A 25,477-nucleotide genomic window follows, 5' to 3' on the forward strand; every position below is an offset into this window, starting at 1 on the left:
CGCAGGAAACAGGAAGAAAGAGGATTTTAGCCTACTTTACTTTTATTAACATAGTTTGATTTTTTCCACTCCTTCTACTTATCTTGAGGAAAGGTAATTCTTCGGGTGTTGTTATACGCAATACTAAGATATTCTTGCTTTCTTCGCCAAGATTGTCATGGTTCAATTCGATGAACAGCTACGCCGCTTAGTTACAGAAGCCTGTGGACACCAACCTGGAAGCCCTCAGCGTCAGAAGCTGCTCACGCAAATTATTCGCTTGACAGCAAATAGACTCTGGAGGGAAACTACTCCCTACTATCAAGACGCACTACAACAAACTTGGTTGTATTTCTGTCGCAATGTTTGTGAAGGTTTGACAGGTCAAATTTACGATCCAAATTATGGCAGTGTGATCACCTGGCTGAATGCTTACTTAAAACGGAGACTACAAGACTTTTACCTTAAGCAAAACCGAGAACAGGCCACAACAGTTCCTCTGAGAATTCGTCAGTCTACATCCGGTGGAACAAGTGAAACTATCGATCCTGTAGATAACCTACAGGCTACCCCCCAAGCACCTCCGATTTTGGAAGAGTTGGAGATATGGGCCAAGACAGATTCGGATGGAGAACTGCGCGGTACTTACATTAAAGGGCGTCCAGATGTGAATTGTCAGGTGTTAATTCTCAAACGCTTACCCCCAGAAGTTAGCTGGAAAGATTTATCTGAGGAATTTAGGTTGTCAATTCCGACATTAAGCAGTTTTTATCAACGCCAATGTTTACCGCGTTTGCGTAAGTTTGCAGAATTGGAGGGATTATTATGATCGGTGCTGTTAGCGATGCTGAGATAACAGTTATCAGTTATAGCAAGGGACTAGGGATGGTGGGGCCCCCTCTGGGGATAAGGGGTAATGGGGACTGGGGACTGGGTGAAAAGCCTTTTTGTGTCTAAGTTTTATCGTCTGTTGATGTCCTAACCACCAAAGCTTGTGCTATATCAGCAAGAATCGGTTGGTAACTGGTCACTGGTCACTGGTCACTGTTCACGAGGACACGTAGTGCAAGAAAAAATACCTTCTTATTTCAACTATGGGGTTGTACTCAGCACAGGCTAAACGCCCCGCTATCCATGTACAGCACTCAGCACACTGAAACCAATGCACTGCCTCCTGCTTCTACCTCCTTCAAGAAACTTGTATATCTTGTAGCTTTGCTACCATTTCTGCACGCGCCGAAACCTTCAACTTCCGAAACATTCTCTTCAAAGCTTGTTTGACGGAATTTTGCGTAATCCAAAGTTTTTCTCCAATTTCTGCATTCGTTAACCCCTGTGCCACTAACTCGGCAATTTCTAACTCACGCGCTGTCAAAGGACTAACTAAAAGGGAATTGGATATTTTGGGTTTTGTTCGTAGGGTTGCCATTTTTGCTGACAAATGAATGCATAAAGCGCTCAAGTCAGCTAAATCGTTACCATTAAAGGCAGGATTTCCCTTGTCACGTGCCAAGTTAAGGGTTCCGACAAGACGACCATCGCAAACAATTGGCCCGGTCATCACGTGTTCGTGGTCGGAACGCGAACAAAAATGCTTCCAGTCTCCTGGCGATAATAATAACTGTTCGTGGGCGGGAGCATGACGCTCAACCACATAGCGTCCCACTGGATTGCTCTCTAAGCATACTGCTGGAATGCCTGGAACATTAATCTCAGTGGTTGGTTGCTCATCTAGGAGATAAATACCCCAATTTTGCACGCCAAAATGCTCGCTAATTTTATCCGTGAGAGCGAGTCTTAACTCTTGCTCATTTTGGACATTAGCGATCGCCTGAAATACAGCGTGTAGAGAATTAGCCATAAGTGTACCCAGTTGGGGACTATCCAAGCCTCAACAATTACTTCTATGCTAATACCAAGGAAACTAAAACGCTAATTACAGTAGCGACTAGGAGAAGCACATGACAGTTACACAACTCTCTGCTCAGGAACTTTTCCGGGCTGCTTATGAAAACCGCTATACTTGGGACAAAAATTTCCCTGGTTATACTGCAAATATTACCTATAAGCATGATGGTAAAGTGTTTACAGGCAAAGTTATCATCAGTGCCAATCTCAAAGCCGAAGTTTTGGATGTAGATGATGAGTCAGCCCAGAAAGCAATTCATGGTCAAGCCTGGGAGATAGCAATTCACCGCGTCCGCCGCAGCTTTGAAGACACTCACAGCGCCAATACGTTTAGTTATGGTAAAACTGACGAAACAGGTGCGGTTGAGCTTTTAATGGGTGGTAAGGCTGAGGGCGATAAATACAAAGTCCGCAATAATGAAGTCTGCCATGTTCACCGTCTAATCCACGGGACTTACGTTACCATTGACACCTTCAGCAGTCACGATACCGGGGAAGGCTACTTGTCCCATACCTATGACTCTGTGTACCATGACCCCAAAACTGGGGAACAGAAGGGCGGTAGAAGCGAATTTATTGATGAGTATGAAAAAGTTGGTGACTATTTCATCCTAAATCGTCGGGAGATTCGCACCGAGACAGCAGGACAATTTTCTACTCAGGAATTTATTTTCTCTGACATTAAATTGTTGGAACCTGTTGCTGCTTAAGCTGTATTCTGTAAGTTAAAAATTAGCGATCGCTCTTGAGTTAAAGAAAGCGATCGCTTTTATTTTTTGGGCATTCCATGCGTAACTGTAGCTCCTCGTAGACATCGCTCAATCACGTTAAGATACTTAATTAGGTGTTCCTAATAAGCGTGGTAATCTACTTTATGAGTCAACTTGAAAACATTCAAGCTGAGTACGAAAAGTTCCCTGAAGCATTTGAGAGTGTAATTATTAGCACTGTGAGCGCACAAGCAATACCCAATGCTAGTTATGCTCCCTTCGTAATGGATGATTCCAAGAATATCTACATTTACGTTAGTGGTCTTTCGATTCACACCAAAAATCTTTATGCCAATCCTCATGTTAGTGTCTTGTTTATCGAGGATGAAGCTAAAAGTAATCTAATTTTTGCCCGTCGTCGTTTGAGTTTTGATTGTACGGCGACTTTGATAGAGCGTGAAACTGACAATTGGAATCAAATTGTTGAGCAATTTCAAGGGCGGTTTGGTGAAATTATCGAGGTGTTGCGCGGCTTATCTGACTTTCGGATTTTCCGATTAACTCCAAGTGAAGGTCGCTTTGTAGTTGGTTTTGGGGGAGCATATCATATTAGTGGCGATAACCTTCATCAACTTGTTCAAATCACAGGAGATGCCGAGAAAAAGCAAGGGTAAATGATGAATTATGAATTGCAAGAATTCAGCATCTAGGAGTCAGAATTTAGAATTTAGAAAGAATCAAGTCTAATGGATACAGCGAATTTCAAGTTAGAGAGGTACACAATCTAAGTTTAAAAGCCAGGTTGAAAGCCTGTTTTACTTCTGAATTCAGAAGGACTGAATTCTGCTATATAACTATTCAGACAGATGTATTTTGACTCCTGAATTAGTTTGACTGTAGGCAAATTCAAATAAACTAAACTTTTTAATTTTATGCTTCAGTTTCAACCTCCTGGCTTTGGGCATAAAGTCATTCATACATTCTTGGGGGCAATGGTTTACTATACCCAAACGAATGCACCTTGGACGATTGCTGACACTGAAGATTTACCTCCACTACTATTTCTCCATAACTTTGGTGGGGGAGCGTCTGCCTATGAATGGTCTAAAGTTTACCCAGCTTTTGCCTCTAATTACCACATTTTAGCTCCCGATTTAATCGGCTGGGGAGAGTCGGCCCATCCAGTGCGGGATTATAAAATTAGGGATTATCTCAGCACGATCGCAGAGTTTATCATCCAAACTTGTCGCCAGCCGGTGACAGTGGTAGCCTCATCTCTTACAGCTGGTTTTGCTATTCGCCTAGCTATTGTTCAACCCAATTTATTCAAAGCACTGTTTTTGGTTTCCCCTTCTGGATTTGATGATTTTGGACAGGGTGCTGGACGCAGACTTCCGCTTTCGGTAATCAATGCGCCTCTGTTGGACAATTTTATTTACATGATTGGTGCTGAAAATGAAATTGCAGTCCGAAATTTTTTACAAAGTTTTCTCTTTGCTAAGTCACAACGAGTATCTCAAGAGATGGTGGAGGCTTATTTAACCTCGGCACAACAACCTAATGCCAAGTTTGCTGCTTTAGCATTTTTGCGAGGCGATCTTTACTTCGACTTGAGTTTATATATTCAACAACTAACAGTTCCCACCGTCATTTTTTGGGGAGAAAAAGCACAATTTACCAACATCAAATTAGGACAACGCTTGGCAAATTTAAATCCAAGAGCAATTCGAGATTTTTATGCGATCGCAGATACCGGAATATTACCTCATTTGGAAATACCAGAAGTTTTCATTGGTCTGTTGCAGCGGTATCTTGGGTAAGTGGAGAGTAGAGGAGAAATCAATTCAAAATTCAAAATTCAAAATTCAAAATTGAAGATTCAATGCCCAATGCCCAATGCCCAATGCCCAATGCCCAATGCCCAATGCCAAATGACAAATGACAAATGACTATTTAGAAAATAATTGTGCATTTAATGCTTTAGTAATGCGATCGCCAGAAGCTTCTAAGTGAGCTAAGGTGTAAACATCAAGGCTTTCGCCAAGTTGTTTGAGTTTGACATCAATAGCTTTTTGGAGTTGGCGCAATTTATACCAAGCCAATGTCCGACCATCTTCAGGTGTATTAGTAGTACCCAACATCATCTGTAACAAAATATTCAGATGCTCCCGTTGCAATGAACGCCGGATGCTAGAAATTGGCTTTGGTTCTCCGGGGGCGAAAATTTCTGTCCAGATGCCTGTTTGCAGGGTGTCGAACAGTTCTGGTATGGAAAGCGCTTCTCCAGGCAGAGTTTTTAATTCTATATCTTGTAACCGATTCAGGCGATCGCTGTCTAATAGCGATCGCAATATCATACTTTGAAAACTCAAAATGCGATCGTGAATTGGATAATCAAGGCGGTTATTAGGTGCAGAACTACCCCAGTCTCCCCAACGCGATGGTGCTAGTTGATTGAGCAATTGTGGTGAAAAGCTGAAAGCATCATCTGCAAATACATATTCTTGCAATTTTGTCAATGCTTGGCGTTGTTTTAAAAGTGAAACTGGTACAAATGCCCAAGCAGCATCATTACTGGAATGGAGACGCCGAAACGATTGTCCGCCAATGTATTTAGAAAGCAAAGTGGCATTCCGAAAATAATATTTAAGTACTCTATTAAACTGAAGGCGTAGGTTACTATAGCTTTTGTCTTTCGATAGATAACCCCGATCGAGACGCTGCCACATAAAACGAGCATTATCCATTTGCCACTGCGAATACAGTAGCACATCACTACTCATATCCCAGACATTTGCTAAAGGATTGATGTCCCAGATATCTTCATCGCTTGCATAAGATAATTCTGGTTGAGGCGACGCTAGGGCTATCTGGTTTAAAAAACTTTTTTCTGATTCTGGAATAGTTACCTCAAGGGCTGTTGATGGAAATTTTTTATAACCATACTCAATTGCCCATTCGTCATAAGGCCCAATAACTTTTGGGAAATAGTCACCTTGCTGTACTCCCTGTGGTGCTATATTCACAGGTACATAGTCCATCACCGAACCCACTAAACCTTTGGTGCGAGTGATTTCAGTATTATTTAATTCTTCTGGCGCTAACATGGTGCTGCCGTAAAAGTTGTGGCGCAAACCCAGAGTGTGCCCGACTTCGTGAGCGATGAGAGAACGCAAATATTGATGCACATACTCCTTCATCGTTTCACTACTAGATGTAGTGTTTGGCAACATTGACAACGCCAGCGCCCCCATAGCTGCTTGATTTGAAGATTCCATACCATAGCAGGACTCTGAGGAGAAAAAGCGAGCAGAGGAAGATGACGCAAATCTATCCAGGAATTTCCCCGCGTCTTCACGTCCTTTGGTATTTTCTTGACATGAATTTGCTTCCATCAGTGCGTGATATTCTTGCTGAACTAAACGCACCATATTGGCATCCACAATGATATCTGCATCCAATATTTCCCCGGTGAATGGGTTGACGCGCATCGGCCCTTTGGCAAAACCTGCATCTAAAGAATTGAACCAGCGAATGGTGTTGTAATGTACATCTGCTGGTTTCCAATCAGCATCATCTGGCATTTGCTGCACTTCAATGGCATTTTTAAATCCAGCTTTTTCAAATGCTTTGTTCCACATCAAAACACCTTCACGAATCGCATCGCGGTATTCTAGTGGTACGGCATTTTCAATCCAATACACAATTGGTTTTTTGGGTGGAGATAAGGGGGCATCAGGATTGGATGGTTCTAGATGCCAGCGATTAATATAACGTACAAATGATTCGCGAGCATTATTTTTAGAGAAATCTTGGAAAGCAGTAGTAAAATATCCAACTCTGTCATCGGCAAGTCTAGGAATATAACCATTGTTTTTTCTCAGTTGAGAAAAACTGTAGTGTACCTTTAGAGTGAGTGCCCTGCTATCGGGTACAGCGATCAAATTTGAGCCTTCTAGTGATGAAAAACCGTAAATCGAATCAATCTCTACGTTTTCTGGGAAGCTGTTAACATCACCAAAATATGATTTGCGTACATCTAAGCGGTAATCAGCTTGTAAAGAATATTTTAATATAGGAGTTAATCCAGGTAAATCCTGCATTAGCAGTCCATTCAGGTCGAGCAGAATATTTTTACTTTTTGGATCGATAGTAGCTATTTCGAGTGAATAAAGGACTGAATCGCTAAATGAGCGAGCAAGCGATCGCTGTTCTGGTATATTATCTGTACGGAATTTTAAATTACGTACAACAAAATGCAATCTATTATTTACTCGTTGGAAGTAAAAAATAAAATCAGAGAGAGGTAATCCACTATAAACCCCACTTTCCCCAACGCCTGATTCCAATGTCACTATAGCTAGATAATCTTTATTTAGCTGCTCTGGCTTAAGTTCTAAGAAAACTTTTCCCGAATCCTCGCTGCAATAAAGTGTGAAAAGTCCCTCTAGTTTATCTACCCGATTAACAATCCCATTAAATCGGCAAAAATCCTCCTTTTTAATTTCAGCAATATTCTTGTCAGCACTTGCTACGTTTTCAACTACTGGCAGTGTATTTAATTGCTGTACATCAATATTAGAAGTATTTGAAAGTTGGGTTGCTCCTGCATAATCATTTGATAGAAACAAGTTAGACAGTAATACTATACAAAATACTAATTTCGTTATCCAGTATTTCATCCTTTGGCTTTCCACCTGAAGCAGTTATCGTGTTAAGGAAAAATGTGGATTAGTTTGTCATCTGCAAGTACTTCAAATATCTAAGGACTACCATATAAATCCACTTAGTCAGATAAACAATGTCTCTAACCTAAAAGTCTGTAAATATTAATTGTTATTAGTAGCTCTTTAGGAATTACCCATTAAGTATTTATCTCTTAAAGCAGATAATTTTTACCGCTAAAGATATATGTTTTTTTTGCTTATATCTGTATTAAAAACCAAATGTAGCATTAAAAATGTATTTAGCGCTACATTTGACAGCCTAAGCAATATCAAGCATTTTTTATAAAAAAAGAGCAGGGCTTTTAAAAAAGCTGTTATTAAGCAAGTAAATCCTTTTTTCGGATGAATTGTGGAAATTTATGGTAATCTCAACTTTTTTCTCAGATGGTCAATTGGTTCTTCCCAATGGTTTTCAAAGCGGTAGCCCAACAGAAAATCAGCTTTCTTGCCTAGTTCTCGCCCTTTCTCCAGGTTGGCGAAAATCGCTTTGATTTGTTGGCGAGCTAAAATTGGATAGAGCAATCTAGCCAAGCACAGACCGATTTCAAGTGATTTACTGTAGTTTTGTGTAGCAGCAAAAGCAAGTACACCAATTTCTCCTGCATAAGTGGTGTCAAAATCAAGTAAGACATGAAAAATATCATGGGTAACTAAATATCGCAGAACAAATAGATTACGTTTGGCAACGTCTTCTAGTTCAGAACTGATGTTTAATGGTTTTAGTTGATTTGCTTGCATATAGTTGGCATATTCTCGTCCAAAGGAGCCTTGAGGATATTAACTTAATTGGTTCAAATCAATTACGGGATAATATCCTACTATTGGTTGTAGTTTGGAAGCAACTTTTGGAGAAACTTTAGTACCAAAAAACTTGGATTTAAGAATGGCAATATCAACCAAGTTTTCTGAGTTTTTATAAGCCAGAAGTGCTTTGAGTTGTTGTATTTGTTTGAGCATAATACTTTTCCGTAATGGGCTAACAACAGTTGAGAGAGAGCCAGGGGTAGACTTTGATACAAAATTATCTAACATCGAATAACTGTTAAGGACAAAGTTAGGTGAATATGCCAAATAACAGACTAGAAATCTTGACAGATAAAAATAAGAAACCCTTGTTGTGACTAGTTTTTATAAATACAGGTGTAGCTTTAGTTGACCAACGTAGACACAAAGAGGCTTCCCGCAGAGTAACCTAACACCAAGAATCCTTGCTTTTGTTGGGGGTTTCACTCTGTTCAACCCAATCTACAAATATTGTATTTTTTCAGATCCACAAAAGAGCGTAAATAAGTTCTCTCTTCCCCAGGGTTGAATAAGCCTTTCTTTTTTATAACTAAGATATGCCTTTTGCTAGAAGGATGATTGCCTTTTTATAGTTAGTCTTTACTAGTACTCCAAAAAATAAGTTAATTGGCATGATAAATTTGGTTTCTAGGACGATTAGTCACATCAATTCCTTGCTTAAAGGACTTCAGATCAAAGGTTTTTTAGCTGTTGTCCTAGTTGGTTTTATAATGCTGACAACGAATGTTAGTGATGGGCAAAATGACAAGGGCTTAAAAGAGAGAGTTCGTGAACAGGTAGAGCAGAATGATGCTCAAAGACCGAAAACAGTAGGGCAGTGGTTTAAAGACGCTCGTGAAACAGAAGCTTCTCCTGGCGAACGACTTCAGAAGATTGGGCAACAGTCAGGAGAAGCCTTTAAAGAATTTGGATCTGGGTATGTAGAGGGCGCTCAAGAAACTGCTAGTGATGTAGGGGATAGTGCGGCAAAGGCGGGCAGAAATATCACAAACAAAGTTGCACGCTAAATGCGTCAGAATATCCTATTGGCAGCAAGTAGTAATAACTTTTCGCCAATAAATTAGTTACGCATAGAGACGTTGGTAATAAATCAACAAAGTCTTCAAATACTTCTTGGGTAACGCGCTTACTCTTCTTGATGAAAGATTATAGCGTTTCTCAGTTGCCTAAAATATAGGTCTTTAGTAGGGGTGCATAGTTAGCTATGCGCCCCTACTGCGTGTTGCATTCAAAATACCTCACCTCCATTCCTCTCCTACTTCTATGATGTAATTTTTATAACACTTAATATAGCAGTATAAATAAAGTGAACTATTAAGGCTTGTGATTTTTTATTTGCAAATGGTAAAGGATGCTTGATACAGAAATGTCTGCACCTTTCCATAGAAATAGCAAAAATGGCAATTGATGTAGTGACGTTTATTTATACCTACCCATCTAACTATCTTCAAATATAAATGTATATTTTTTTACTAGCTGAAAAACAGTTTAAGAACGGGTAAGTAACTGTTCAATAACTACTTAAAAACATGAAACAATGAGGAGATAGCTAAGACGGTCAGAAAAAAGTAGATAGATAATTAATGATATGAAGCAATCTAAGAATACACGAAAGCGGGGACTTATCTTAACGATCGCTGGGCTGAAGCGTTTACAAAGGGCAATTCTGGCTATAGAAAAGGTAGAAAACAATGGACATCGCTTCACTCTAGAAGATTTAGGCGATCGCATGAAGGTATCTACCAAAACTCTAAACCGATTATGGTCATTGAATACAGGCGTGGATCAAAAAACCTTGAAATTGTGCTTTAGCGCCTTTAACCTAGAATTATGCAGCGGAGACTATGCAATCCTGAATGAGCCAGATCGTAATGAAGCTTCTCCAACTCTCTCAATGAGTTTAGATACAGGAGAAAGAAAATTATTTCCGTCTTTATCCTTAGATTCTTTTGCGACTCAACACCACAACCAGCTCGAAAATCTTTGGTCATACCCAGATGGGCCAGTACCTGTAGATTCCCCCTTCTATGTCGATCGTCCCCCCATCGAGGAACTTGTTTATCGAGAAGTAATTCAACCAGGCTGTGTGATCCGGATTCGAGCACCAAGAGAAATGGGAAAAAGTTCTCTTGTGCTGCGGCTGTTAGCTTTTGCCAAGATGCAAAGTTATCGCTCGGTGAATGTGAATTGCAACCAAATCGATTCAAGTTGTCTGACAGACTTAAATAAACTTTTGCGTTCTCTTTGTTGGCAAATTGCAACAGAATTAGGCATTGATCCAAAGCTAAATGAAAACTGGGATGAGGAAATAGGTTGTAAGTTGAGTTGCAGTTTATATTTGCAATCTTATTTGCTCAAGCAGTGCAAAAATCCAGTAGTTTTAGTTTTAAATGAGGTTGACCGCTTTTTTGAATATCCAGAAATTGCTCCAGAGTTCTTTGGTTTGTTGCGCTCTTGGTATGAAGAAGCACGACAAGATGGCAATTTGCAGAAACTCAGACTAGTGGTAGTTTACTCCACAGAAGTATATGTCTCGCTGGATATCAACCGTTCTCCATTTAATATTGGACTACCGATCCGTCTGCCAGAATTTACTGCCCACCAAGTAAAATACTTAGCCCTACGACATGGTTTAGATTGGACTTCTGATAACGAAGTTAAGCAACTGATGTCTCTTGTAGGGGGACATCCAGCACTGATTCGGATTGCTCTATATTATCTATGCTGTCAAGGAATGACCTTAGAAGAACTGATAGAAGATGCGATCGCTAACGGCGGTATTTATCGCTATCATCTATGGCGACACTGGGCAATCTTACAAGAAAATCCTAGTTTAGTAAAGGCGTATGTTGACGTTGTAGCGGCAAAGCAAAGTATTTCTCTCAATCCCATTGACGCTCATAAGCTCGAAAGCTTGGGTTTGATCGCTTATGAAAGCGATCGCATCCTACCGCGTTGTGAACTCTACCGTGCTTACTTTAGAAAACAACTAGGTGTTGCTGAATTTGAATATGAATCATTGCAAAAACGTGCTTGAGAAAAAACTATCACACACTCTTTTTCTGAGGTTCACCCTAATGGCTCCTTTTAATCCCCTACTTGGCAACCCTCTAGGGATTATAAACAAGGTTCCCAACGAAAAATAATTAATTGTTTGACCAATAAAGCTGATAATTCTCGATATAAAATTTTCCATTATTGGAAGACATTTTGAAAAAGAAGTAATAATCTTCTGGCTCCCAAATACCAAATTCTTGCTCTTGTTCTTGAAAACTAGCTGTCGAACCACTATTGGGGATAGTCATGCCAGCAGTTAGTGTTCTATTTTGTGCTCTCATTAGAAAAATTTCTAGCAGACAGAAACCCTGTAGTTCAGCAGAATAACGAATTTTGAAACGGATTTTTCCACCATCGCGTAGGGTCTTTTGAATAGAAAAATTTTCAGTTTTAACGGGATTGCCAGATAGATAAATGCCTTGACCTTGCGTTATTATATAACTTTGTCTTTCGTTGAATGAATTCACAAATTTTTCTTCTCCCAAAGAATAGAATTGATTGATATAATTGTATTATTAGCGAGCAAATAACTGTTTTTAAAGATGAGTTATTTCTGTGCTTATGAATATCACGTTTGTATTTTCTCGCCATCTTCAAAAAAATGCAATGACAGTTAAGACAGTTAAGAAGACAGTTAAGAAGGCAGTTAATAAAATAATGAAAAACTGAATTATGCAGAGCGATGCCTGCGGCGGGCTACGCCAACGCAACCCGTGAAAATAGAGATTAACAATTCTTCATTTATGAAGAAGAGGGAATGGGCAAAGGGGAAAGGGGAAGGGGTAAAGGAATGGAATTTTTCCTTTCCCTTTAACCCTTTCCCCTTTTCAGTAATTACTAATAATGTTCGCAAACTCGCTATCACTGGTTTGCACAATTACAATAAAAATAACATCTATCCAGGGAAATAGCTTTTAACAATTATTCAATTTGGCAGCAGACTTTTAATTGCCAACTATTTCATTTGGCACTTGTCAAGCATTATTGTGGCTTTGAACGATCTTCTTTATGATTTTAAGACATATGTCTTCAGTAGGGTAAAACTCTAAATATACATTTGGTAACATTGCTTAAGAATAAATAAGTAATTGCAATTGAAATTAATCATGACATACACACAAACCAACGATCCAACTATTCGCGAACACGTTCAAGCTTGGCAAAACTTAAATGTAGATCAACAACTTGCTTTGTTTTGGTTTATCTATAAAGAAATGGGGGGTTCAATTACTCCAGCTGCTCCTGGAGCCAGTACTGTTTCTCCAGAAATAGCCGAAGGTTTATTTAATCAAGTTAAGGAATTATCTCACGAACAACAATTACAAGTTCAGCGTGATTTGATTAATAAAGCGGATAGCCAAATTTCTCGTGAGTATGGCTCTTTGGGTGATACCACAAAACTCCTATTTTGGTATCGATTATCTCAAGGAATGGATGATGGGACTATCATTCCTGTACCTGGTGATTATCAACTTCCTTCCGAAGCTAAAGCTTTGTTTGGCAAAATTCAAGGATTAGAGTTTGAGCAGCAGATTACTCTTTTCCGCGATTATGTTTCGCCAATGGGTACTGAAGCAAAATCAGGTGCTGAAATTTAGAATTTTTGAGGATGGTTAAGGCTATCTATTAACCCAAGTTGCGGGTTATCAAGTACAAACTTAGTATTGATTGCGATCGCAATCAAATTCGCTTGCGGGTGGGATTGCTTCTTCGTTCCTCCTGTCTACGAGACGCTGCGCGATCGCAATAATAATTTAAATCGTTGCAAGACTTCCCAATCCTTTATAGGTACAGTAGGCTCAAAGGGATCTTCATAGTGAATAACTGTTCCTCGTAAAGAATAAAGTGGTGCGTTACACCAAGTGCGAACGCACCCTACCAAAACACTAAAAAAGTTAGGAATAAATAACTCCTAACTCTTGTACAGACGCGATTATTTGCATCTCTGCTTTTTACATTTACAATGCACAAGTCAACTCGCCGGCTTTTTGACTGAAGCGGTGATTCTCCCGATAATCTACGGGACAATCTATCACGGCGGGTACATCTTGAGCGAGGGCTTCTTTCAAAGTGGGAATCAAATCTAAAGCCGATTCAACTCGGTAGCCTTTTAAACCCATGCTTTCGGCTAATTTGACAAAATCAGGATTGCTAAAATGCACAAAGGATGAGTTTCCTTTGCCAAATTGATTTTCTTGCTTCCACTCAATTAACCCATAGCCACCATCATTGAAAATTATCGTCACAAAAGGCGTACCGACACGCAAGGCTGTTTCTAATTCCTGAGAATTCATCATAAAGCCGCCATCGCCTGTGACAGCAATAACTTTGCGCTTAGGATGAACAAGTTTTGCTGCTAAAGCGCCAGGAATTGCAATACCCATAGCTGCGAAGCCATTGGAAATTATGCAAGTATTGGGACTATGGCAATGATAATGACGAGCCATCCACATCTTATGTGCGCCAACATCAGAGATGACGATATCATCTGGGCCCATCACTTGGCGTAAATCATAAATTAACTTTTGCGGCTTGATCGGAAATCCGTCATCATGGGCATACTGTTCGTAATCAGCCCGAATCTCCGATCTTAAACTAATAGCAAAGGGATCGGGTTTGCCTTGTCTGTCTGCTAATTTTAAGATTTCATAGAGGGAATCTGAAATATCTCCCACAACTTCGGCGTTGGGAATATAACTACTATCAATTTCTGCCGGATTTACCCCAATATGCACAATGGGAATTTCACCATTACGATTCCATTTCTTCGGGGAAAACTCAATCAAATCATAGCCGATCGCAATTACTAAATCTGTGTTATCAAAGGCACAGGTAATGAAGTCTCTTTGCTGTAATCCCACTGACCACAAAGCTAGTTGATGTGTGTAGGGAATCACGCCTTTACCCATGAAAGTATTGGCAACAGGTATATTCAGCAAGGTAGCAAATTGCGTTACGGCATCACTGGCATGAGCGCGAATTGCTCCATTTCCGACTAAGATTAATGGGTTCACAGCTTGGCAAATTGCGGCAGCTGCTGCCCGAATGCTAGCAAAAGATGCATAAGTTTTTTCGCTATTATCCTTACGCAAAGGTTTGCCTTCGACGGGCATAGCAGCAATATTTTCTGGCAAATCGATGTGAACTGCACCAGGTTTTTCAGATTGCGATCGCTTAAATGCTTTCCGTACTACTTCTGGTGTAATACTCGGTCGGACAATCTGCTTATTCCACTTGGTAACAGGTGCAAACATTGCCACCAAATCTAAATATTGATGGGATTCAATATGCATTCTATCTGTTCCCACTTGACCGGTAATTGCCACTAAGGGCGCACCATCGAGGTTAGCATCTGCTACTCCAGTCATCAAGTTGGTTGCCCCAGGGCCAAGAGTAGAAAGACATACTCCGGCTTTTCCGGTTAAGCGTCCATAGACATCGGCCATGAATGCTGCACCCTGTTCGTGACGAGTCGTAATAAATTTAATTGAAGAATGTTTTAGCGCTTCCAAAACGTGAAGATTTTCTTCACCAGGAAGTCCAAAAATGTATTCCACTCCTTCATTTTCTAGGCACTGCACCAATAACTCTGCTGTATTCATTTTATTTTCCGACAACTCTATTAACGAATAAGACTTTTGTTCTTTGTCATTAGTCATTTGTCCTTTGTCCTTTGTCCTTTGTCTTTTGTTCTTTGACTAATCGCTAATGACCAATGACTAATGACTAATGACCAATGACCAATGACCAATGACTAATCATTTAACCCACACAGTTTTAACATTGACAAACTCATGTATACCTTGGATACTCAATTCTCTGCCATATCCAGAACGCTTGATGCCACCAAAGGGCAACCGAGGATCGGATTTGACCATACTGTTGATAAACACGCTACCTGCTTCGATTTCTTCAACCAAGCGATCGCTCTCTTGGTCGTTGGTTGTCCAAGCACTTGCACCTAAGCCAAAGGGTGAGTCATTAGCGAGTTTAATGGCTGCATCAATATCTGTAACCCGGAATAACAAGGCTACCGGGCCAAAGAATTCTTCTTTGGCAATTGGTGTGTCGGTGGGGATATCTATGATAATCGTTGGCGGATAAAAGTTTCCAGGACGATCTGATAAAGGATGTCCGCCGGTGAGGACTTTACCACCGCTGCTAATAGCACGTTGCACTTGTTGTTCTAAATCCTGGAGAATACCAGGAGTTGCCAGTGGGCCTAAATCGGTATCTGGTTGCATGGGATCGCCAACTTTCAGCGCCTCAAATTTTTCTAAAAGTAATTTTTCAAATTTGTCTGCGATCGCATCTGCGACAATAAAACGTTTCGCTGCAATACATGATTGCCCGTTATTTAACATTCGTGCTGTAGTAGCTGTGACAACTGCTGTCTCTAAGTCAGCACTTTCTAACACAATAAACGGGTCACTTCCTCCTAATTCCAAAACTGTTTTTTTAATTTGTTTGCCGGCGGCGACGGCGAGGGATGCGCCTGCTGGTTCGCTTCCGGTCAAGGTAGCAGCTTTTACGCGGTCATCAGCCATTAAATCGGCAACTTTGGCAGCACCTATTAATAGAGTTTGAAACGCACCTTCAGGAAAACCTGCCCGTCGGATAATATCTTCAATTGCCAAAGCGCACTGCGGCACGTTGGAAGCGTGTTTGAGTAAGCCGACATTCCCCGCCATTAGGGCTGGTGCTGCAAAGCGGAACACTTGCCAGAAAGGGAAATTCCACGGCATCACCGCGAGAATTGCACCTATTGGTTGATAACGTACAAAACTCTGACTAGCATCAGTTTTTACACTGACATCAGCCAAGAAATCAGGGGCGTGTTCGGCATAATAGCGACAGACGGCGGCGCATTTTTCGACTTCTGCGATCGCAGCTTTAAATGGTTTACCCATTTCTAGAGTCATCAATTTAGCAAATTCTGCTTTGTCCTGCTCTAAAATATCGGCAGCTTTTGAAAGCCATTGCGATCGTTGAGAGAAACTAGTCTGACGATACTGTTCAAAAATCCGATCGGCTAAATCGAGTTTAGCGGCAATTTCTGCATCATTGAGCGCCTCAAAGGTTTTAAGCGTCTCCCCAGTGGCGGGATTAATGGTGGCGATCGCCATTACCTGACCTCCCGTTAAAAATAGCTTCGGTAGGCTTCCTAGTGTTACACAGATCAATTCTGGAAGCTACACCCAAATTCTAGTCTTATAACCCAGAATTAGTTGCTTAATATTACAATTTTGCAATTATTTCTGAAATAAAATATACCAATTAATAAGTGTTAATAGTGAGGAATTAAATACAAGTAAAGTTGCTATAATTTGCACAATTGAGGAATCAAGCCATGACTCAAGTCTTACGCAAAGTAGTTACATTCGATGAATTCGTTGCTAAATACCCAGATAACACAGGACAACGTTACGAATTATATGATGGAGTAGTAGTAGAGATGCCACCACCAACAGGCGACCATGAAGAGGTGATTGGATTTTTAGCTACAAAAATTACTTTAGAATATAGTCGCCTTGGTCTGCCATATGGTATACCAAAAACAGTATTAGTCAAACCACTTGAAAATGAATCAGCTTACTCACTAGATGTATTACTCCTAAATCTTCCTAATTTAGTTAATGAACCTCGGTGGAAAAAAGAATCAACTGTTACTCAAGCAGCATCAATTCCTTTAGTAATTGAGGTGGTAAGTACAAACTGGCGTGATGATTATCTGAAAAAATACGCCGATTACGAAGAAATGGGAATTCCTGAATACTGGATTGTCGATTATGCTGCATTAGGTGGTAGAGAATTTATTGGCAAACCCAAACAACCTACTATTTTGGTTTGCTCTTTAGAAGAAGGTGAGTATCGCGTTAGTAAATTTCGAGGAAATGACCGCATCGAGTCGCCAACATTTCCAGAGTTAGATTTGACCGCAGAGCAAATTTTTCGCGCTGGCACAGTCAGGTAATTCGTAATTCGTAATTCGTAATTCGTAATTTATCTTTATAGGAGTATGTCACTAGATGGGTTACATAATCTAGACCTCAAAGCCCATGCCAATCCCTAAAGATTCATGATTGGAGCAATGATTGTTGGTACTGGTTGCAATTTTGTCTGATAAACCTTAACTAATCGCTCAATACCTTTGAAACGATAATCTCCCATTTCTTGGAAGTCTGAGGGTTGTGAAAGCATTGTATGGGTGGCTTCACTAATCACGCATTCACTAGGGGGACAAACTGCTTCCATCCGAGCAGCAAGATTAATCGTTGCGCCTAATGCCGTATAATCTACCCTTTGGGAACTACCGACATCTCCCACCACTGCTTTACCGCTATTAATCGCAATCCGTAATTGCAGAGGTTCTAGCCAAAAACCATTGGCATTCAGATGTTCGAGACGAGTGAGCATTCCCTTGGCAGCTGTAACAGCGCGATCGGCATGATCTGCTTGCGGTTCTGGAGCGCCAAAAAATGCCATAATACAATCGCCAATATATTTATCTAAAGTGCCACCGCAAGTAAACACTTCTTTTAGCATTTCTTCAAATAAATTATTTAATAGTTGAGCGATCGCAGTTGGTGTTAATCTTTCAGAAATTGCCGTAAAGCCAACTAAATCAGCAAACAAAATACTGATTTCGCTCTCGGTAGGAGCTAAACGGCCACCCGGTAATCCGCCTACAGAGATCAACTGCTGTACAACTGCTGGAGAATGATAGCGTTCTAGTCGGTGACGAATCATCTCTTCAGTTTTGAGTTTTTCTACTAATAGCCAACGCTGCACGCTAGAAGCGACAAGGTTTGCTAAAGCGGAAAAAAAGCTCAATTCTTCTTCACCTTCATTTGCCCAATGATAAGAAGAAAAATTGGCATCGGCATACAGTACGCCCACAACTTTATTTTCATCCCATAAAGGCACTGCCATCGCGCTACGAATGCCTTTGACTAAAATACTCTGTTCGCTAGCAAACCGTTCATCCTGATGAGTATCACCGGTTTGAATGACGACTTTTTCGTCAAAGACTTTTTGACAGATACTACGACTAATCCAACTACCATCAGAAGGGAGATGTTTCTGTTGGGAAATATTTCTAGTGGCAGCATTCATTAATTCCAACTGACCGCAACCATTGACATCAATTAATAATGCCAAGCGATCGATACTATCAAGATAACGAAAAACTACTTGCTGCACCTGAGAAAAAATCTCTTCTATAGATGCGGCTGCACAAAGATTTTTTGCTATGTCAACTAAATCTTTGAGACGGGCAATAGTTTTGTCCTTATTACTGATGTTGCCATCTTTGCTATCAGCTGCAATCCATTGCTGTTGTAATTGTTCAACATTATGAAGGATTGTTCTTTGCTCGTTAATGTCCGAAATTCCGGCATACTCATGTGTCGGTTGAGAAACAGGGGTTGTGAGCAGCACTACCAGGCTAACATTGCCCAGCCAAACGATATCACCATGATGTAACTCTTGAGGATAGTTAACCAGATATTTATTGACTTGCGTCCCGTTTTTGCTGCCCAGATCCTCAATAGTCCACACACCGTCAGCCGTTTTTACTAGGCGAGCATGGTTGCGGGATACTCCACCAAAAGGTAAGTACAAGTTACATTCCGGCAAACGACCAATTGTAAATACATCTTGGTCAACTGCGATCGTGGTTTCGGTATCTCCCTCTTGTAGGCGTAGCGTCAGTTCAGTCATGAGTGTGATAGATCCATCGAAGCTAGAGGTCAAGCAACTCTAAGGTAAGTTATACCCTACAGATTAACCTTCACCTTTTGTTTATGACACTGTTAACTGCATTCCGACAACTGTATGTGACAGATATTACATTGAATATTTTCCAGGAGGCGTGAAAAATCAATCTATTGAACAGCTAGCGAATGTTAGCGATCGCCTTTAGCAGAACGGCGCGATGCCGATGAACGAGCGCCAGGTTTCTGGCCATTGGTGGCAGGTGGCGCTGCTTTACGTTTAGCCGATTTCTGTGGTAACGGTTTAGGAGTACGAGCCGGACGCTTCTCACCTCCAGGCTTGGCTCTGTGTTGCCGTCCATTTGGGATTGGTTCGGGGTTGGTATCGGGGTTAGGCGCAAAACCAGCAACCACTTCCTTTGGCAAGCGTTGCTCAATCAGTTTTTCGATATCTTTCAAGAGATGCTGTTCATCAATGCACACTAGCGATACAGCTTCACCTGATGCGCCAGCGCGACCGGTGCGACCAATACGATGAACATAATCTTCTGGTACATTGGGCAAATCAAAGTTAACAACATGGGGCAGTTCGCTGATGTCAAGCCCCCTAGCAGCTATGTCTGTCGCCACCAATACTTGTAAGGTGCCATTTTTGAACTTGGCCAGAGCGTTAGTACGCACAGGCTGGCTCTTATTACCGTGGATTGCCAAGGCTTGAATGCGGTCTTCGCCCAACTGCTTCACCAAACGGTCAGCGCCATACTTGGTACGAGTGAACACTAGCACTTGATACCAATTATCTCGCCGAATCAGATGAGCAAGTAATTGGCGTTTCTTGTCACGGTCTACTTGGTAAACTTTCTGGGCGATCGTGTCGGCGGTAACGTTGCGGCGTGCTACCTCAATCATCGTTGGATTATTGAGTAGTCCGGCGGCTAGTGTCTTAATTTTGTCTGAGAAAGTAGCGAAAAATAGCAAATTCTGTCGCTGTTTGGGCAAAAGTAAGAGGATGCGGCGGATATCATTAATAAAACCCATATCCAGCATCCGATCGGCTTCATCCAGCACCAAAACCTCAATCTGCGATAAATTCAGCGTACCCTGCTGTACGTGGTCTAGCAGTCGCCCTGGAGTCGCAACCAAAATATCCACTCGACCCCTCAAACGCTGTTTTTGCAGATTAATACTGACTCCACCAAACATCACCATTGAGTTAAGATTTAAGTACTTGCCGTACTCGCGCACGCTTTCTTCCACTTGGGCAGCGAGTTCGCGAGTCGGGGTGAGAATCAGTGCCCGGATTGGTGGGTATCCATTTGGCGTACCTTTGCTCTTATTAGACGACAATCGATGCAAGAGCGGCAGTGTAAAACTAGCGGTCTTTCCAGTGCCAGTTTGTGCCCCAGCTAATAAATCTTTACCCGACAAAACAGCAGGAATCGCCTGCATCTGGATTGGCGTGGGTTCCGTGTACCCTCGTTCGGTAACTGCACGGATAATTTCATTGGACAAGCCGAGATTGGAAAAAGACATAAGACTCCAAAAATAACATCGGCCTGTCGCCAATGATGGCGTCAGTCTTAGGCGGACGGATAAAAATCATTGAAAAGCTGGATGGGCAGTAGCGCAAAGACTGAGAGCGAGTGCCGCAGTGCTTCATTCTAACAGATTGGCGTTCATTGTGTTGTTTAAAGTTGCTCTGATTCTGTGTTGTGTTAAATTGGCATTACCTGCTTGTAAAGCAAAGTATTGAACAAATGGGAGAAATTCGTTATCGCAATCCAAAAGCAACTGATTAATTCACAAATCAAGTCACCTAGCGTCTTCTTGATCGACCATGAGAATAACAATCGTGGTCTAATCGACACCAATGAGGCGTTACAGCTAGCCGAAAGCTTAGAGCTTGACTTAGTTGTAGTCTCTCAAGGTAAAGACGCTCCAATCGCCAAGATTCTCAACTATGGCAAGCTTCAGTATCAAAAGAAAAAACGTCAAAGCCAAAGTGCTAGACCCACGGTAAAAGAAGTTCGATTCGGTCTAAACGTGGGTCTGGCTGATTACAATTTACGCATCGAACAAGCAGGTCAATGGTTGAGTAAAGGCGATTCTGTCAAGTTTGCCATTCGTTTACGAGGCCGAGAACATCAATATCGTGACAAAGCGGGAGAGATGCTAGACCGAATTGCAAACGATCTTAGTAAAGTAGGTAAGATCCAGTCGCTAGATAAACGTGCCCTAGTTATTCAAGTCATTCCTGCCTAGTTATCTAGCGATCGCTGGAGGATATAGTTGTAGCAGCTTGTAAGGAAGGCACTGTAGCTTCTATGAAAAAAACATTGGCATTCTCCCTGTTTAAGACAGCAAGGGGATTTTTTCATTGTGCATCAAGTCGTGCTTGCACAGAGCTACGCTGGAGATGATGAAATCTTAAACCAGTGGGGGATGCCATAACCCCAAGTACTGGGACATCAAAATATCCCAGATACTTTTTACAAATATTAATAGAGCCAACCCCATCTCTGTAGAACTCAAAGCCGCACTAACAATTAAAGGTGCGGCTTTTGGGTTTATGTCGTTTATCACTTTTTAGAGCGAAGATAATAGACCTCTTGCAGGTCTATTGTACGGAATCGTACTGACTAGGAGCCACTAAGTTTTTTAGTCTTTAAACAATACTTAAATCTAAGTAACCCCTAAGTCTAAGAAATTTGAGAGCAAATTCATCAATGGTAATATCTCTTAACTTCTCGTTACTAGGTTTATAGCCAGTAACGAATGATTGGTGGGATAAAACCCATTAGGAATTGGTTAACAGTCTCTTTCTATTCAGGGATTGAACTTATATGTCACCTGAATTGATAATGAATCTAAATATGTTTGCCCAGAAGTTACAGTCACTGCAAGAGCGTTTAGCTAACTTGTACGAAGATGCCAACACCACAGTACAGCCAGAAAGCGATTTGCTGCTGGCAGTCTTGAAAGAACTTGATACTGCTTCAAAAACACTAGAGATAGCTACAGAGAAACTGTTCGAGCAAACTCAAAAATTGGTAAATGTACAAACGCGGCTTAGAGAAGTATACAAGCGCTACCAAGACCTATTAAATTTCATACCAAATGCTTACTTGGTGAGCGATACACAAGGGAAAATTCTGTCAGCTAATTGTGCCACTGCCACACTGTTCAATCTTCAACAACGATTTTTGGTAAACAAACCGTTGGTCTGTTTCATTGCAGTAGAAGAACGTCAGGCGTTTCGTTCCAAACTAAACCAGATGCACAGTTCTGAGTGTGACTATGTGCAAAAGTGGATATTACAGATACAGCCCCGTGACTGTGAGCCTTTTGAGGCTGCTATAACTGTAGCTCCTATCCGCGATGTTAAAGGCAAGTTAACAGGCTTGCGCTGGATGGTGCGCGACACCGATCGCGTCTCGTATCAGCCTCTATTATCGCTAGAAAGGTGAGAAGGACTTTATTCGTTATCTCTCTAGCTTAAACTTTAGCAAGCGATCGTATTCCTGTTTGATTACCCCATAACACTCGCAAGAAGCTTTTTCTAGTCCCTGCCGATCGATGGTTTTGATTTTCTTTCGGCCGCATTCGATGAGACCTTTCTGTTCTAGAATGTGGGCGGTTTCGGTAATACCAGAACGGCGCACGCCCAGCATATGGGAGAGGAACTCATGGGACAAAAATAGTTCATCGGAGTAGAGACGATCGCTCGACTCAAGCAACCAACGGGCCATGCGTTTTTCTATAGTATGAGTGCGGTTACAGGCAACATTCTGCGAGATTTGCGCGATATAAGCCTGTGTGTATTTGAGCAGCACGTCCCGCAACGACTTATTGGTGTCGAACTCGTGAAGCAGCAGATGTGCCTTCATTTTCACCGCCTTACCGGGAATCTGTATGATGTACTCGGTCTGCGTCGTCTCCTCACCGCCCATGAAGGCGTTGATCCCTACCATCTCGCGGCTTCCGACCACTCCGGCTTCTACTGTAATGCCGTCCATCATCGTGATAGTGACTGAAATCAGGCAGGTGAGGGGGAAGTAGACATCTTCGATGGCTTCGCCCGGTCTGTTGAGTATCTTGCCGGATGAAAGGTCTAGCTGCTCCAGTTTGCTTTCTATCCGCTTGTACACCTCGTGGGGCAAGGCGGTGAGCAGAAGGTTTTCAATAGCCATATTTTTGTTAGGGCTTGTTTTTAACTATCAGTCTATGACCTTTCGACCAAACAAGCGCTACGCACCGGGAGATAACCAAATCAATCCGCACATTTAGTGATTAGGTGTGTCAAGGCATCAATCAGGCGATCGCTTTCCATTGGTACAATGTCCTGTCCATGCATCACATTTTGAGTAATATGAAAATGTACCAATGTTCCTAAGAGAATTCTTGCTGTTGCCTCTGGGTCAGGTATGTTTAATTCTGGAGCCGCCAAGTAGTGAGTGAGAGTTTCCGCTACTGGTTTAATCATCACCCGAACACAAATTTGAGCTAACTCAGGAAAACGCCCAGATTCTCCGATTAGTACTCGCATAAATGCACTATGTTCTTCGTCATTAAGCATCTGATCTAATGCTTTGGTTGCTACCTGGCGCAGTATTGTGGCTGGTTCTCCCTCAATCGGTTCTGTGCCAAAAATGGAGCTATTCTTTTTACTTGTCAGTTGCTCTAACAGTACTTTAAAAAGTCCTTCTTTATCTTGAAAGTGGCTGTAGACTGTCGCTTTAGAAACACCTGCTGCTACCGCTACCCGATCCATGCTTGTACCAGCATAGCCATGTTGAAGGAATTCTTGCATTGCCCCTTGCAGAATTTGCTCCACTTTATCAACGGAATTGTCTCGATCCACTTCGTCAGCTTTGATGCGTACCATTTATTAATCATCCTTTCTTATAAACAATATTAATAGATGCTGCAAAATGCCCCAGGATGAAATGGCGAAAATGAAGGAGGCAGGAGGCAGGAGGCAGGGGGCAGTCTTCCTCATGCTTTCGGTGATAAATATACCCTTCGATAAAGCCCAAAAGCCTCTATTATCAGCTTTCCTCTCTGCTACTTTCTTGTGGTAGACAATCAATCTTAATCGGAAATAGCATTTTGCTGAATAATGCCGAGTAAATTGATTGACAAGTTTGGTTGTATCTTCTTGACTAAACTAGTCCGTTTAGTTTAGCATAAATTGAACTGGACAGTTTAGTACAAGTTGCTACTGGTGGTAAGGGGAAAATAGTATGGAGCAAAACAGGAATTCAGAGGGTTTAAGGTCTTCTCAGAATCTTTTGCGATCGCCTCTTCTACTTGCGATTATTGCAGCTTTTGCGACAGGTGCATTCAGTGTTTATACAGTATCGAGGCTTCAGGCTACAGGTAATGAAAAGCAAAAAGCACCAGTAGCAGTTCAGCCTGTGGTAAAAACAGTAACAGCATTAGGGCGGTTGGAACCAAAGGGAGAGGTAATAAAACTGTCAGCGCCTTCTTCAATGGGTGAAGGAAATCGGGTAGAGCAACTATTGGTGAAAGAAGGCGATCGCGTCAAAGCTGGGCAGGTAGTTGCGATTATGGACAACCGCGCTCGCCTACAAGCTACTTTGGCTGAAGCACAAAAACAAGTTCAAGTTGCCAAATCCCGCCTTAACCAGGTAAAAGCTGGAGCCAAACAGGGAGAAATTGGAGCGCGTCAAGCTACGGTGAATCGCGTACAAGTAGAACTACAAGGAAACATTAAAACTCAGCAAGCCACAATTAATCGTCTAGAAGCAGAACTCCTTGGGCAACAACGCAGCTTGCAAGCAACAGTAGCTCGCGTAGCCGCCGAAAAAAATAATGCCCAAGCTGACGTGCAGCGCTACGAAACTTTATACAAAGCAGGAGCAATTTCTAGCGAAGAAGTTGATAAAAGACGCTTAAGCGCTGAAACTTCTACTCAAGCCTTAATTGAAAGCCAAGCCACCCAGACAAGAACTGTAGCGACCCTACAACAGCAGCTTAACGAAGCAAAAGCCAACCAAAATCAAACTCTTGCCAGCTTGCAACAGCAGATTAACGAAGCAAAAGCTAACCTAAATCAAACCACTGAAGTTCGTCCTACAGATATAGCAAATGCACAGGCAGAGATAGACAGCGCTCAAGCCACTGTAGAGAAAATTAGAGCAGAACTGGCAGAGGCATACGTTGTGGCTCCTAAAGCCGGTCAAATTTTGGAAATAAATACACGAGCCGGAGAAACTGTTGGCAATGAAGGAATTGTGGCTTTAGGTCAAACCGACCAGATGTATGCAGTAGTAGAAGTCTACCAAAGTGATATCAAGAGAGTGCGTCCGGGACAACCAGTGCTGGTAAGCAGTGATTCCCTCCGCAATGAATTAGGGGGAAGAGTGGATTGGATTGGTATGCAGGTAAAGCGGCAAAATCTGATCAATGCTGACCCCTCTAGCAATATTGATGCCAGAGTAGTAGAAGTGCATGTGCAACTAAATAAACTATCCAGCCAAAATGCTTCTAACTTAACTAATTTACAAGTCAAGGCGGTGATTGAACTTTAAAGGGAATTGGGCATTGGGCATTG

Annotated in this window: 21 protein-coding genes and 1 pseudogene; 11 read left to right on the forward strand and 11 right to left on the reverse strand. The window is 41.6% G+C overall.

Annotated elements, in window-relative coordinates; genetic code table 11:
- Window positions 1-157: 157 nt before the first annotated feature.
- Window positions 158-808 carry a sigma-70 family RNA polymerase sigma factor gene (locus tag RM049_RS09210; RefSeq protein ID WP_322688123.1) on the forward strand — a complete coding sequence of 217 codons (651 nt, stop codon included), beginning with the start codon at window positions 158-160 and terminating at the stop codon, window positions 806-808.
- Window positions 809-1,168: 360 nt separating this feature from the next.
- Here the strand turns inward: RM049_RS09210 and RM049_RS09215 are convergent, their stop codons facing one another.
- Window positions 1,169-1,840, reverse strand: a complete 672-nt coding sequence (locus RM049_RS09215; RefSeq protein WP_322671358.1) for a LuxR C-terminal-related transcriptional regulator — start codon at window positions 1,838-1,840, stop codon at window positions 1,169-1,171.
- 100 nt (window positions 1,841-1,940) lie between these two features.
- Here RM049_RS09215 and RM049_RS09220 point away from each other — a divergent pair, with 100 nt between their 5' ends.
- From RM049_RS09220 to RM049_RS09230, 3 genes are all read left to right on the forward strand, one after another.
- Window positions 1,941-2,597 carry a DUF3386 domain-containing protein gene (locus tag RM049_RS09220; RefSeq protein WP_322686836.1) on the forward strand — a complete coding sequence of 219 codons (657 nt, stop codon included), beginning with the start codon at window positions 1,941-1,943 and terminating at the stop codon, window positions 2,595-2,597.
- A 164-nt stretch (window positions 2,598-2,761) separates the two neighbouring features.
- Window positions 2,762-3,271: a HugZ family protein gene (locus RM049_RS09225; protein ID WP_322703972.1), complete on the forward strand. Its 510-nt coding sequence runs from the start codon at window positions 2,762-2,764 to the stop codon at window positions 3,269-3,271.
- A 258-nt stretch (window positions 3,272-3,529) separates the two neighbouring features.
- Window positions 3,530-4,417, forward strand: coding sequence for an alpha/beta hydrolase (locus tag RM049_RS09230; protein WP_322703973.1), 888 nt, complete (start codon window positions 3,530-3,532; stop codon window positions 4,415-4,417).
- 129 nt (window positions 4,418-4,546) lie between these two features.
- Here the strand turns inward: RM049_RS09230 and RM049_RS09235 are convergent, their stop codons facing one another.
- The 3 genes and pseudogenes from RM049_RS09235 to RM049_RS09245 all read right to left on the reverse strand — a co-directional run bounded on the left by RM049_RS09235 (window position 4,547) and on the right by RM049_RS09245 (window position 8,281).
- Window positions 4,547-7,279, reverse strand: a complete 2,733-nt coding sequence (locus RM049_RS09235) for a zinc-dependent metalloprotease (protein WP_322703974.1) — start codon at window positions 7,277-7,279, stop codon at window positions 4,547-4,549.
- 402 nt (window positions 7,280-7,681) lie between these two features.
- Window positions 7,682-8,089, reverse strand: a pseudogene (locus RM049_RS09240) (Coq4 family protein); the annotation flags it as partial.
- A 12-nt stretch (window positions 8,090-8,101) separates the two neighbouring features.
- A complete protein-coding gene (locus tag RM049_RS09245) occupies window positions 8,102-8,281 on the reverse strand; it encodes a hypothetical protein (protein ID WP_322671370.1) in 180 nt (59 codons plus the stop codon).
- 458 nt (window positions 8,282-8,739) lie between these two features.
- Here RM049_RS09245 and RM049_RS09250 point away from each other — a divergent pair, with 458 nt between their 5' ends.
- Together RM049_RS09250 and RM049_RS09255 are read left to right on the forward strand one after the other, a co-directional pair.
- Window positions 8,740-9,135 (forward strand): hypothetical protein, encoded by a 396-nt coding sequence (locus RM049_RS09250; protein ID WP_322699141.1) that lies wholly within the window; start codon window positions 8,740-8,742, stop codon window positions 9,133-9,135.
- A gap of 581 nt (window positions 9,136-9,716) precedes the next feature.
- Window positions 9,717-11,165 carry an AAA-like domain-containing protein gene (locus tag RM049_RS09255; protein WP_322699140.1) on the forward strand — a complete coding sequence of 483 codons (1,449 nt, stop codon included), beginning with the start codon at window positions 9,717-9,719 and terminating at the stop codon, window positions 11,163-11,165.
- Window positions 11,166-11,274: 109 nt separating this feature from the next.
- On the opposite strand, the gene RM049_RS09260 is transcribed toward RM049_RS09255, so the two are convergent.
- Window positions 11,275-11,670, reverse strand: a complete 396-nt coding sequence (locus RM049_RS09260) for a hypothetical protein (protein WP_322703975.1) — start codon at window positions 11,668-11,670, stop codon at window positions 11,275-11,277.
- A gap of 621 nt (window positions 11,671-12,291) precedes the next feature.
- Here RM049_RS09260 and RM049_RS09265 point away from each other — a divergent pair.
- The gene (locus RM049_RS09265) at window positions 12,292-12,783 is read left to right on the forward strand and encodes an orange carotenoid protein N-terminal domain-containing protein (RefSeq protein WP_322671374.1); all 492 of its coding nucleotides are present in this window, start codon (window positions 12,292-12,294) and stop codon (window positions 12,781-12,783) included.
- 360 nt (window positions 12,784-13,143) lie between these two features.
- Here the strand turns inward: RM049_RS09265 and RM049_RS09270 are convergent, their stop codons facing one another.
- Together RM049_RS09270 and RM049_RS09275 are read right to left on the reverse strand one after the other, a co-directional pair.
- Entirely contained in the window at window positions 13,144-14,787 is a 1,644-nt protein-coding gene (locus tag RM049_RS09270; protein ID WP_322671403.1) for an acetolactate synthase large subunit, read from the reverse strand.
- Between the two features lie 156 nt (window positions 14,788-14,943).
- On the reverse strand, window positions 14,944-16,311 hold the full coding sequence (locus RM049_RS09275) for an NAD-dependent succinate-semialdehyde dehydrogenase (RefSeq protein WP_322703976.1): 1,368 nt from the start codon (window positions 16,309-16,311) through the stop codon (window positions 14,944-14,946).
- Between the two features lie 224 nt (window positions 16,312-16,535).
- On the opposite strand from RM049_RS09275, the gene RM049_RS09280 reads away from it, so the two are divergent.
- Window positions 16,536-17,159 carry a Uma2 family endonuclease gene (locus RM049_RS09280; protein ID WP_322703977.1) on the forward strand — a complete coding sequence of 208 codons (624 nt, stop codon included), beginning with the start codon at window positions 16,536-16,538 and terminating at the stop codon, window positions 17,157-17,159.
- 95 nt (window positions 17,160-17,254) lie between these two features.
- Here the strand turns inward: RM049_RS09280 and RM049_RS09285 are convergent, their stop codons facing one another.
- On the reverse strand, window positions 17,255-18,907 hold the full coding sequence (locus RM049_RS09285) for an adenylate/guanylate cyclase domain-containing protein (RefSeq protein WP_322703978.1): 1,653 nt from the start codon (window positions 18,905-18,907) through the stop codon (window positions 17,255-17,257).
- Between the two features lie 185 nt (window positions 18,908-19,092).
- Window positions 19,093-20,433: a DEAD/DEAH box helicase gene (locus RM049_RS09290; RefSeq protein WP_322703979.1), complete on the reverse strand. Its 1,341-nt coding sequence runs from the start codon at window positions 20,431-20,433 to the stop codon at window positions 19,093-19,095.
- Between the two features lie 216 nt (window positions 20,434-20,649).
- Between RM049_RS09290 and infC the strand changes: the two genes are divergently transcribed.
- Window positions 20,650-21,162 carry a translation initiation factor IF-3 gene (gene infC, locus RM049_RS09295; RefSeq protein WP_322671380.1) on the forward strand — a complete coding sequence of 171 codons (513 nt, stop codon included), beginning with the start codon at window positions 20,650-20,652 and terminating at the stop codon, window positions 21,160-21,162.
- A gap of 581 nt (window positions 21,163-21,743) precedes the next feature.
- The gene (locus tag RM049_RS09300; RefSeq protein WP_322703980.1) at window positions 21,744-22,367 is read left to right on the forward strand and encodes a PAS domain-containing protein; all 624 of its coding nucleotides are present in this window, start codon (window positions 21,744-21,746) and stop codon (window positions 22,365-22,367) included.
- A 15-nt stretch (window positions 22,368-22,382) separates the two neighbouring features.
- On the opposite strand, the gene RM049_RS09305 is transcribed toward RM049_RS09300, so the two are convergent.
- Both RM049_RS09305 and RM049_RS09310 read right to left on the reverse strand, forming a co-directional pair.
- Window positions 22,383-23,090 carry a Crp/Fnr family transcriptional regulator gene (locus tag RM049_RS09305; RefSeq protein ID WP_322703981.1) on the reverse strand — a complete coding sequence of 236 codons (708 nt, stop codon included), beginning with the start codon at window positions 23,088-23,090 and terminating at the stop codon, window positions 22,383-22,385.
- Window positions 23,091-23,170: 80 nt separating this feature from the next.
- Window positions 23,171-23,785, reverse strand: a complete 615-nt coding sequence (locus RM049_RS09310; RefSeq protein ID WP_322671383.1) for a TetR/AcrR family transcriptional regulator — start codon at window positions 23,783-23,785, stop codon at window positions 23,171-23,173.
- Window positions 23,786-24,143: 358 nt separating this feature from the next.
- On the opposite strand from RM049_RS09310, the gene RM049_RS09315 reads away from it, so the two are divergent.
- Complete coding sequence (locus RM049_RS09315; RefSeq protein ID WP_322699135.1) at window positions 24,144-25,454, forward strand: HlyD family efflux transporter periplasmic adaptor subunit; 1,311 nt, start codon at window positions 24,144-24,146, stop codon at window positions 25,452-25,454.
- Window positions 25,455-25,477: the final 23 nt, after the last annotated feature.

Origin of the sequence: Nostoc sp. DedQUE04 (genome assembly GCF_034530995.1) — a bacterium.
GTDB lineage: Bacteria > Cyanobacteriota > Cyanobacteriia > Cyanobacteriales > Nostocaceae > Nostoc.

Bases quoted from the DNA above. Each gene is read 5' to 3' on its own strand.
- RM049_RS09255 (WP_322699140.1), top strand. From the start codon at position 9,717: ATGAAGCAATCTAAGAATACACGAAAGCGGGGACTTATCTTAACGATC.
- RM049_RS09305 (WP_322703981.1), bottom strand. From the start codon at position 23,090: ATGGCTATTGAAAACCTTCTGCTCACCGCCTTGCCCCACGAGGTGTAC.
- RM049_RS09210 (WP_322688123.1), top strand. From the start codon at position 158: ATGGTTCAATTCGATGAACAGCTACGCCGCTTAGTTACAGAAGCCTGT.
- RM049_RS09270 (WP_322671403.1), bottom strand. From the start codon at position 14,787: ATGAATACAGCAGAGTTATTGGTGCAGTGCCTAGAAAATGAAGGAGTG.
- RM049_RS09220 (WP_322686836.1), top strand. From the start codon at position 1,941: ATGACAGTTACACAACTCTCTGCTCAGGAACTTTTCCGGGCTGCTTAT.
- RM049_RS09265 (WP_322671374.1), top strand. From the start codon at position 12,292: ATGACATACACACAAACCAACGATCCAACTATTCGCGAACACGTTCAA.
- RM049_RS09215 (WP_322671358.1), bottom strand. From the start codon at position 1,840: ATGGCTAATTCTCTACACGCTGTATTTCAGGCGATCGCTAATGTCCAA.
- RM049_RS09310 (WP_322671383.1), bottom strand. From the start codon at position 23,785: ATGGTACGCATCAAAGCTGACGAAGTGGATCGAGACAATTCCGTTGAT.
- RM049_RS09280 (WP_322703977.1), top strand. From the start codon at position 16,536: ATGACTCAAGTCTTACGCAAAGTAGTTACATTCGATGAATTCGTTGCT.
- RM049_RS09275 (WP_322703976.1), bottom strand. From the start codon at position 16,311: ATGGCGATCGCCACCATTAATCCCGCCACTGGGGAGACGCTTAAAACC.
- RM049_RS09225 (WP_322703972.1), top strand. From the start codon at position 2,762: ATGAGTCAACTTGAAAACATTCAAGCTGAGTACGAAAAGTTCCCTGAA.
- RM049_RS09250 (WP_322699141.1), top strand. From the start codon at position 8,740: ATGATAAATTTGGTTTCTAGGACGATTAGTCACATCAATTCCTTGCTT.
- RM049_RS09300 (WP_322703980.1), top strand. From the start codon at position 21,744: ATGTCACCTGAATTGATAATGAATCTAAATATGTTTGCCCAGAAGTTA.
- RM049_RS09290 (WP_322703979.1), bottom strand. From the start codon at position 20,433: ATGTCTTTTTCCAATCTCGGCTTGTCCAATGAAATTATCCGTGCAGTT.
- RM049_RS09230 (WP_322703973.1), top strand. From the start codon at position 3,530: ATGCTTCAGTTTCAACCTCCTGGCTTTGGGCATAAAGTCATTCATACA.
- RM049_RS09245 (WP_322671370.1), bottom strand. From the start codon at position 8,281: ATGCTCAAACAAATACAACAACTCAAAGCACTTCTGGCTTATAAAAAC.
- RM049_RS09315 (WP_322699135.1), top strand. From the start codon at position 24,144: ATGGAGCAAAACAGGAATTCAGAGGGTTTAAGGTCTTCTCAGAATCTT.
- RM049_RS09235 (WP_322703974.1), bottom strand. From the start codon at position 7,279: ATGAAATACTGGATAACGAAATTAGTATTTTGTATAGTATTACTGTCT.
- RM049_RS09285 (WP_322703978.1), bottom strand. From the start codon at position 18,907: ATGACTGAACTGACGCTACGCCTACAAGAGGGAGATACCGAAACCACG.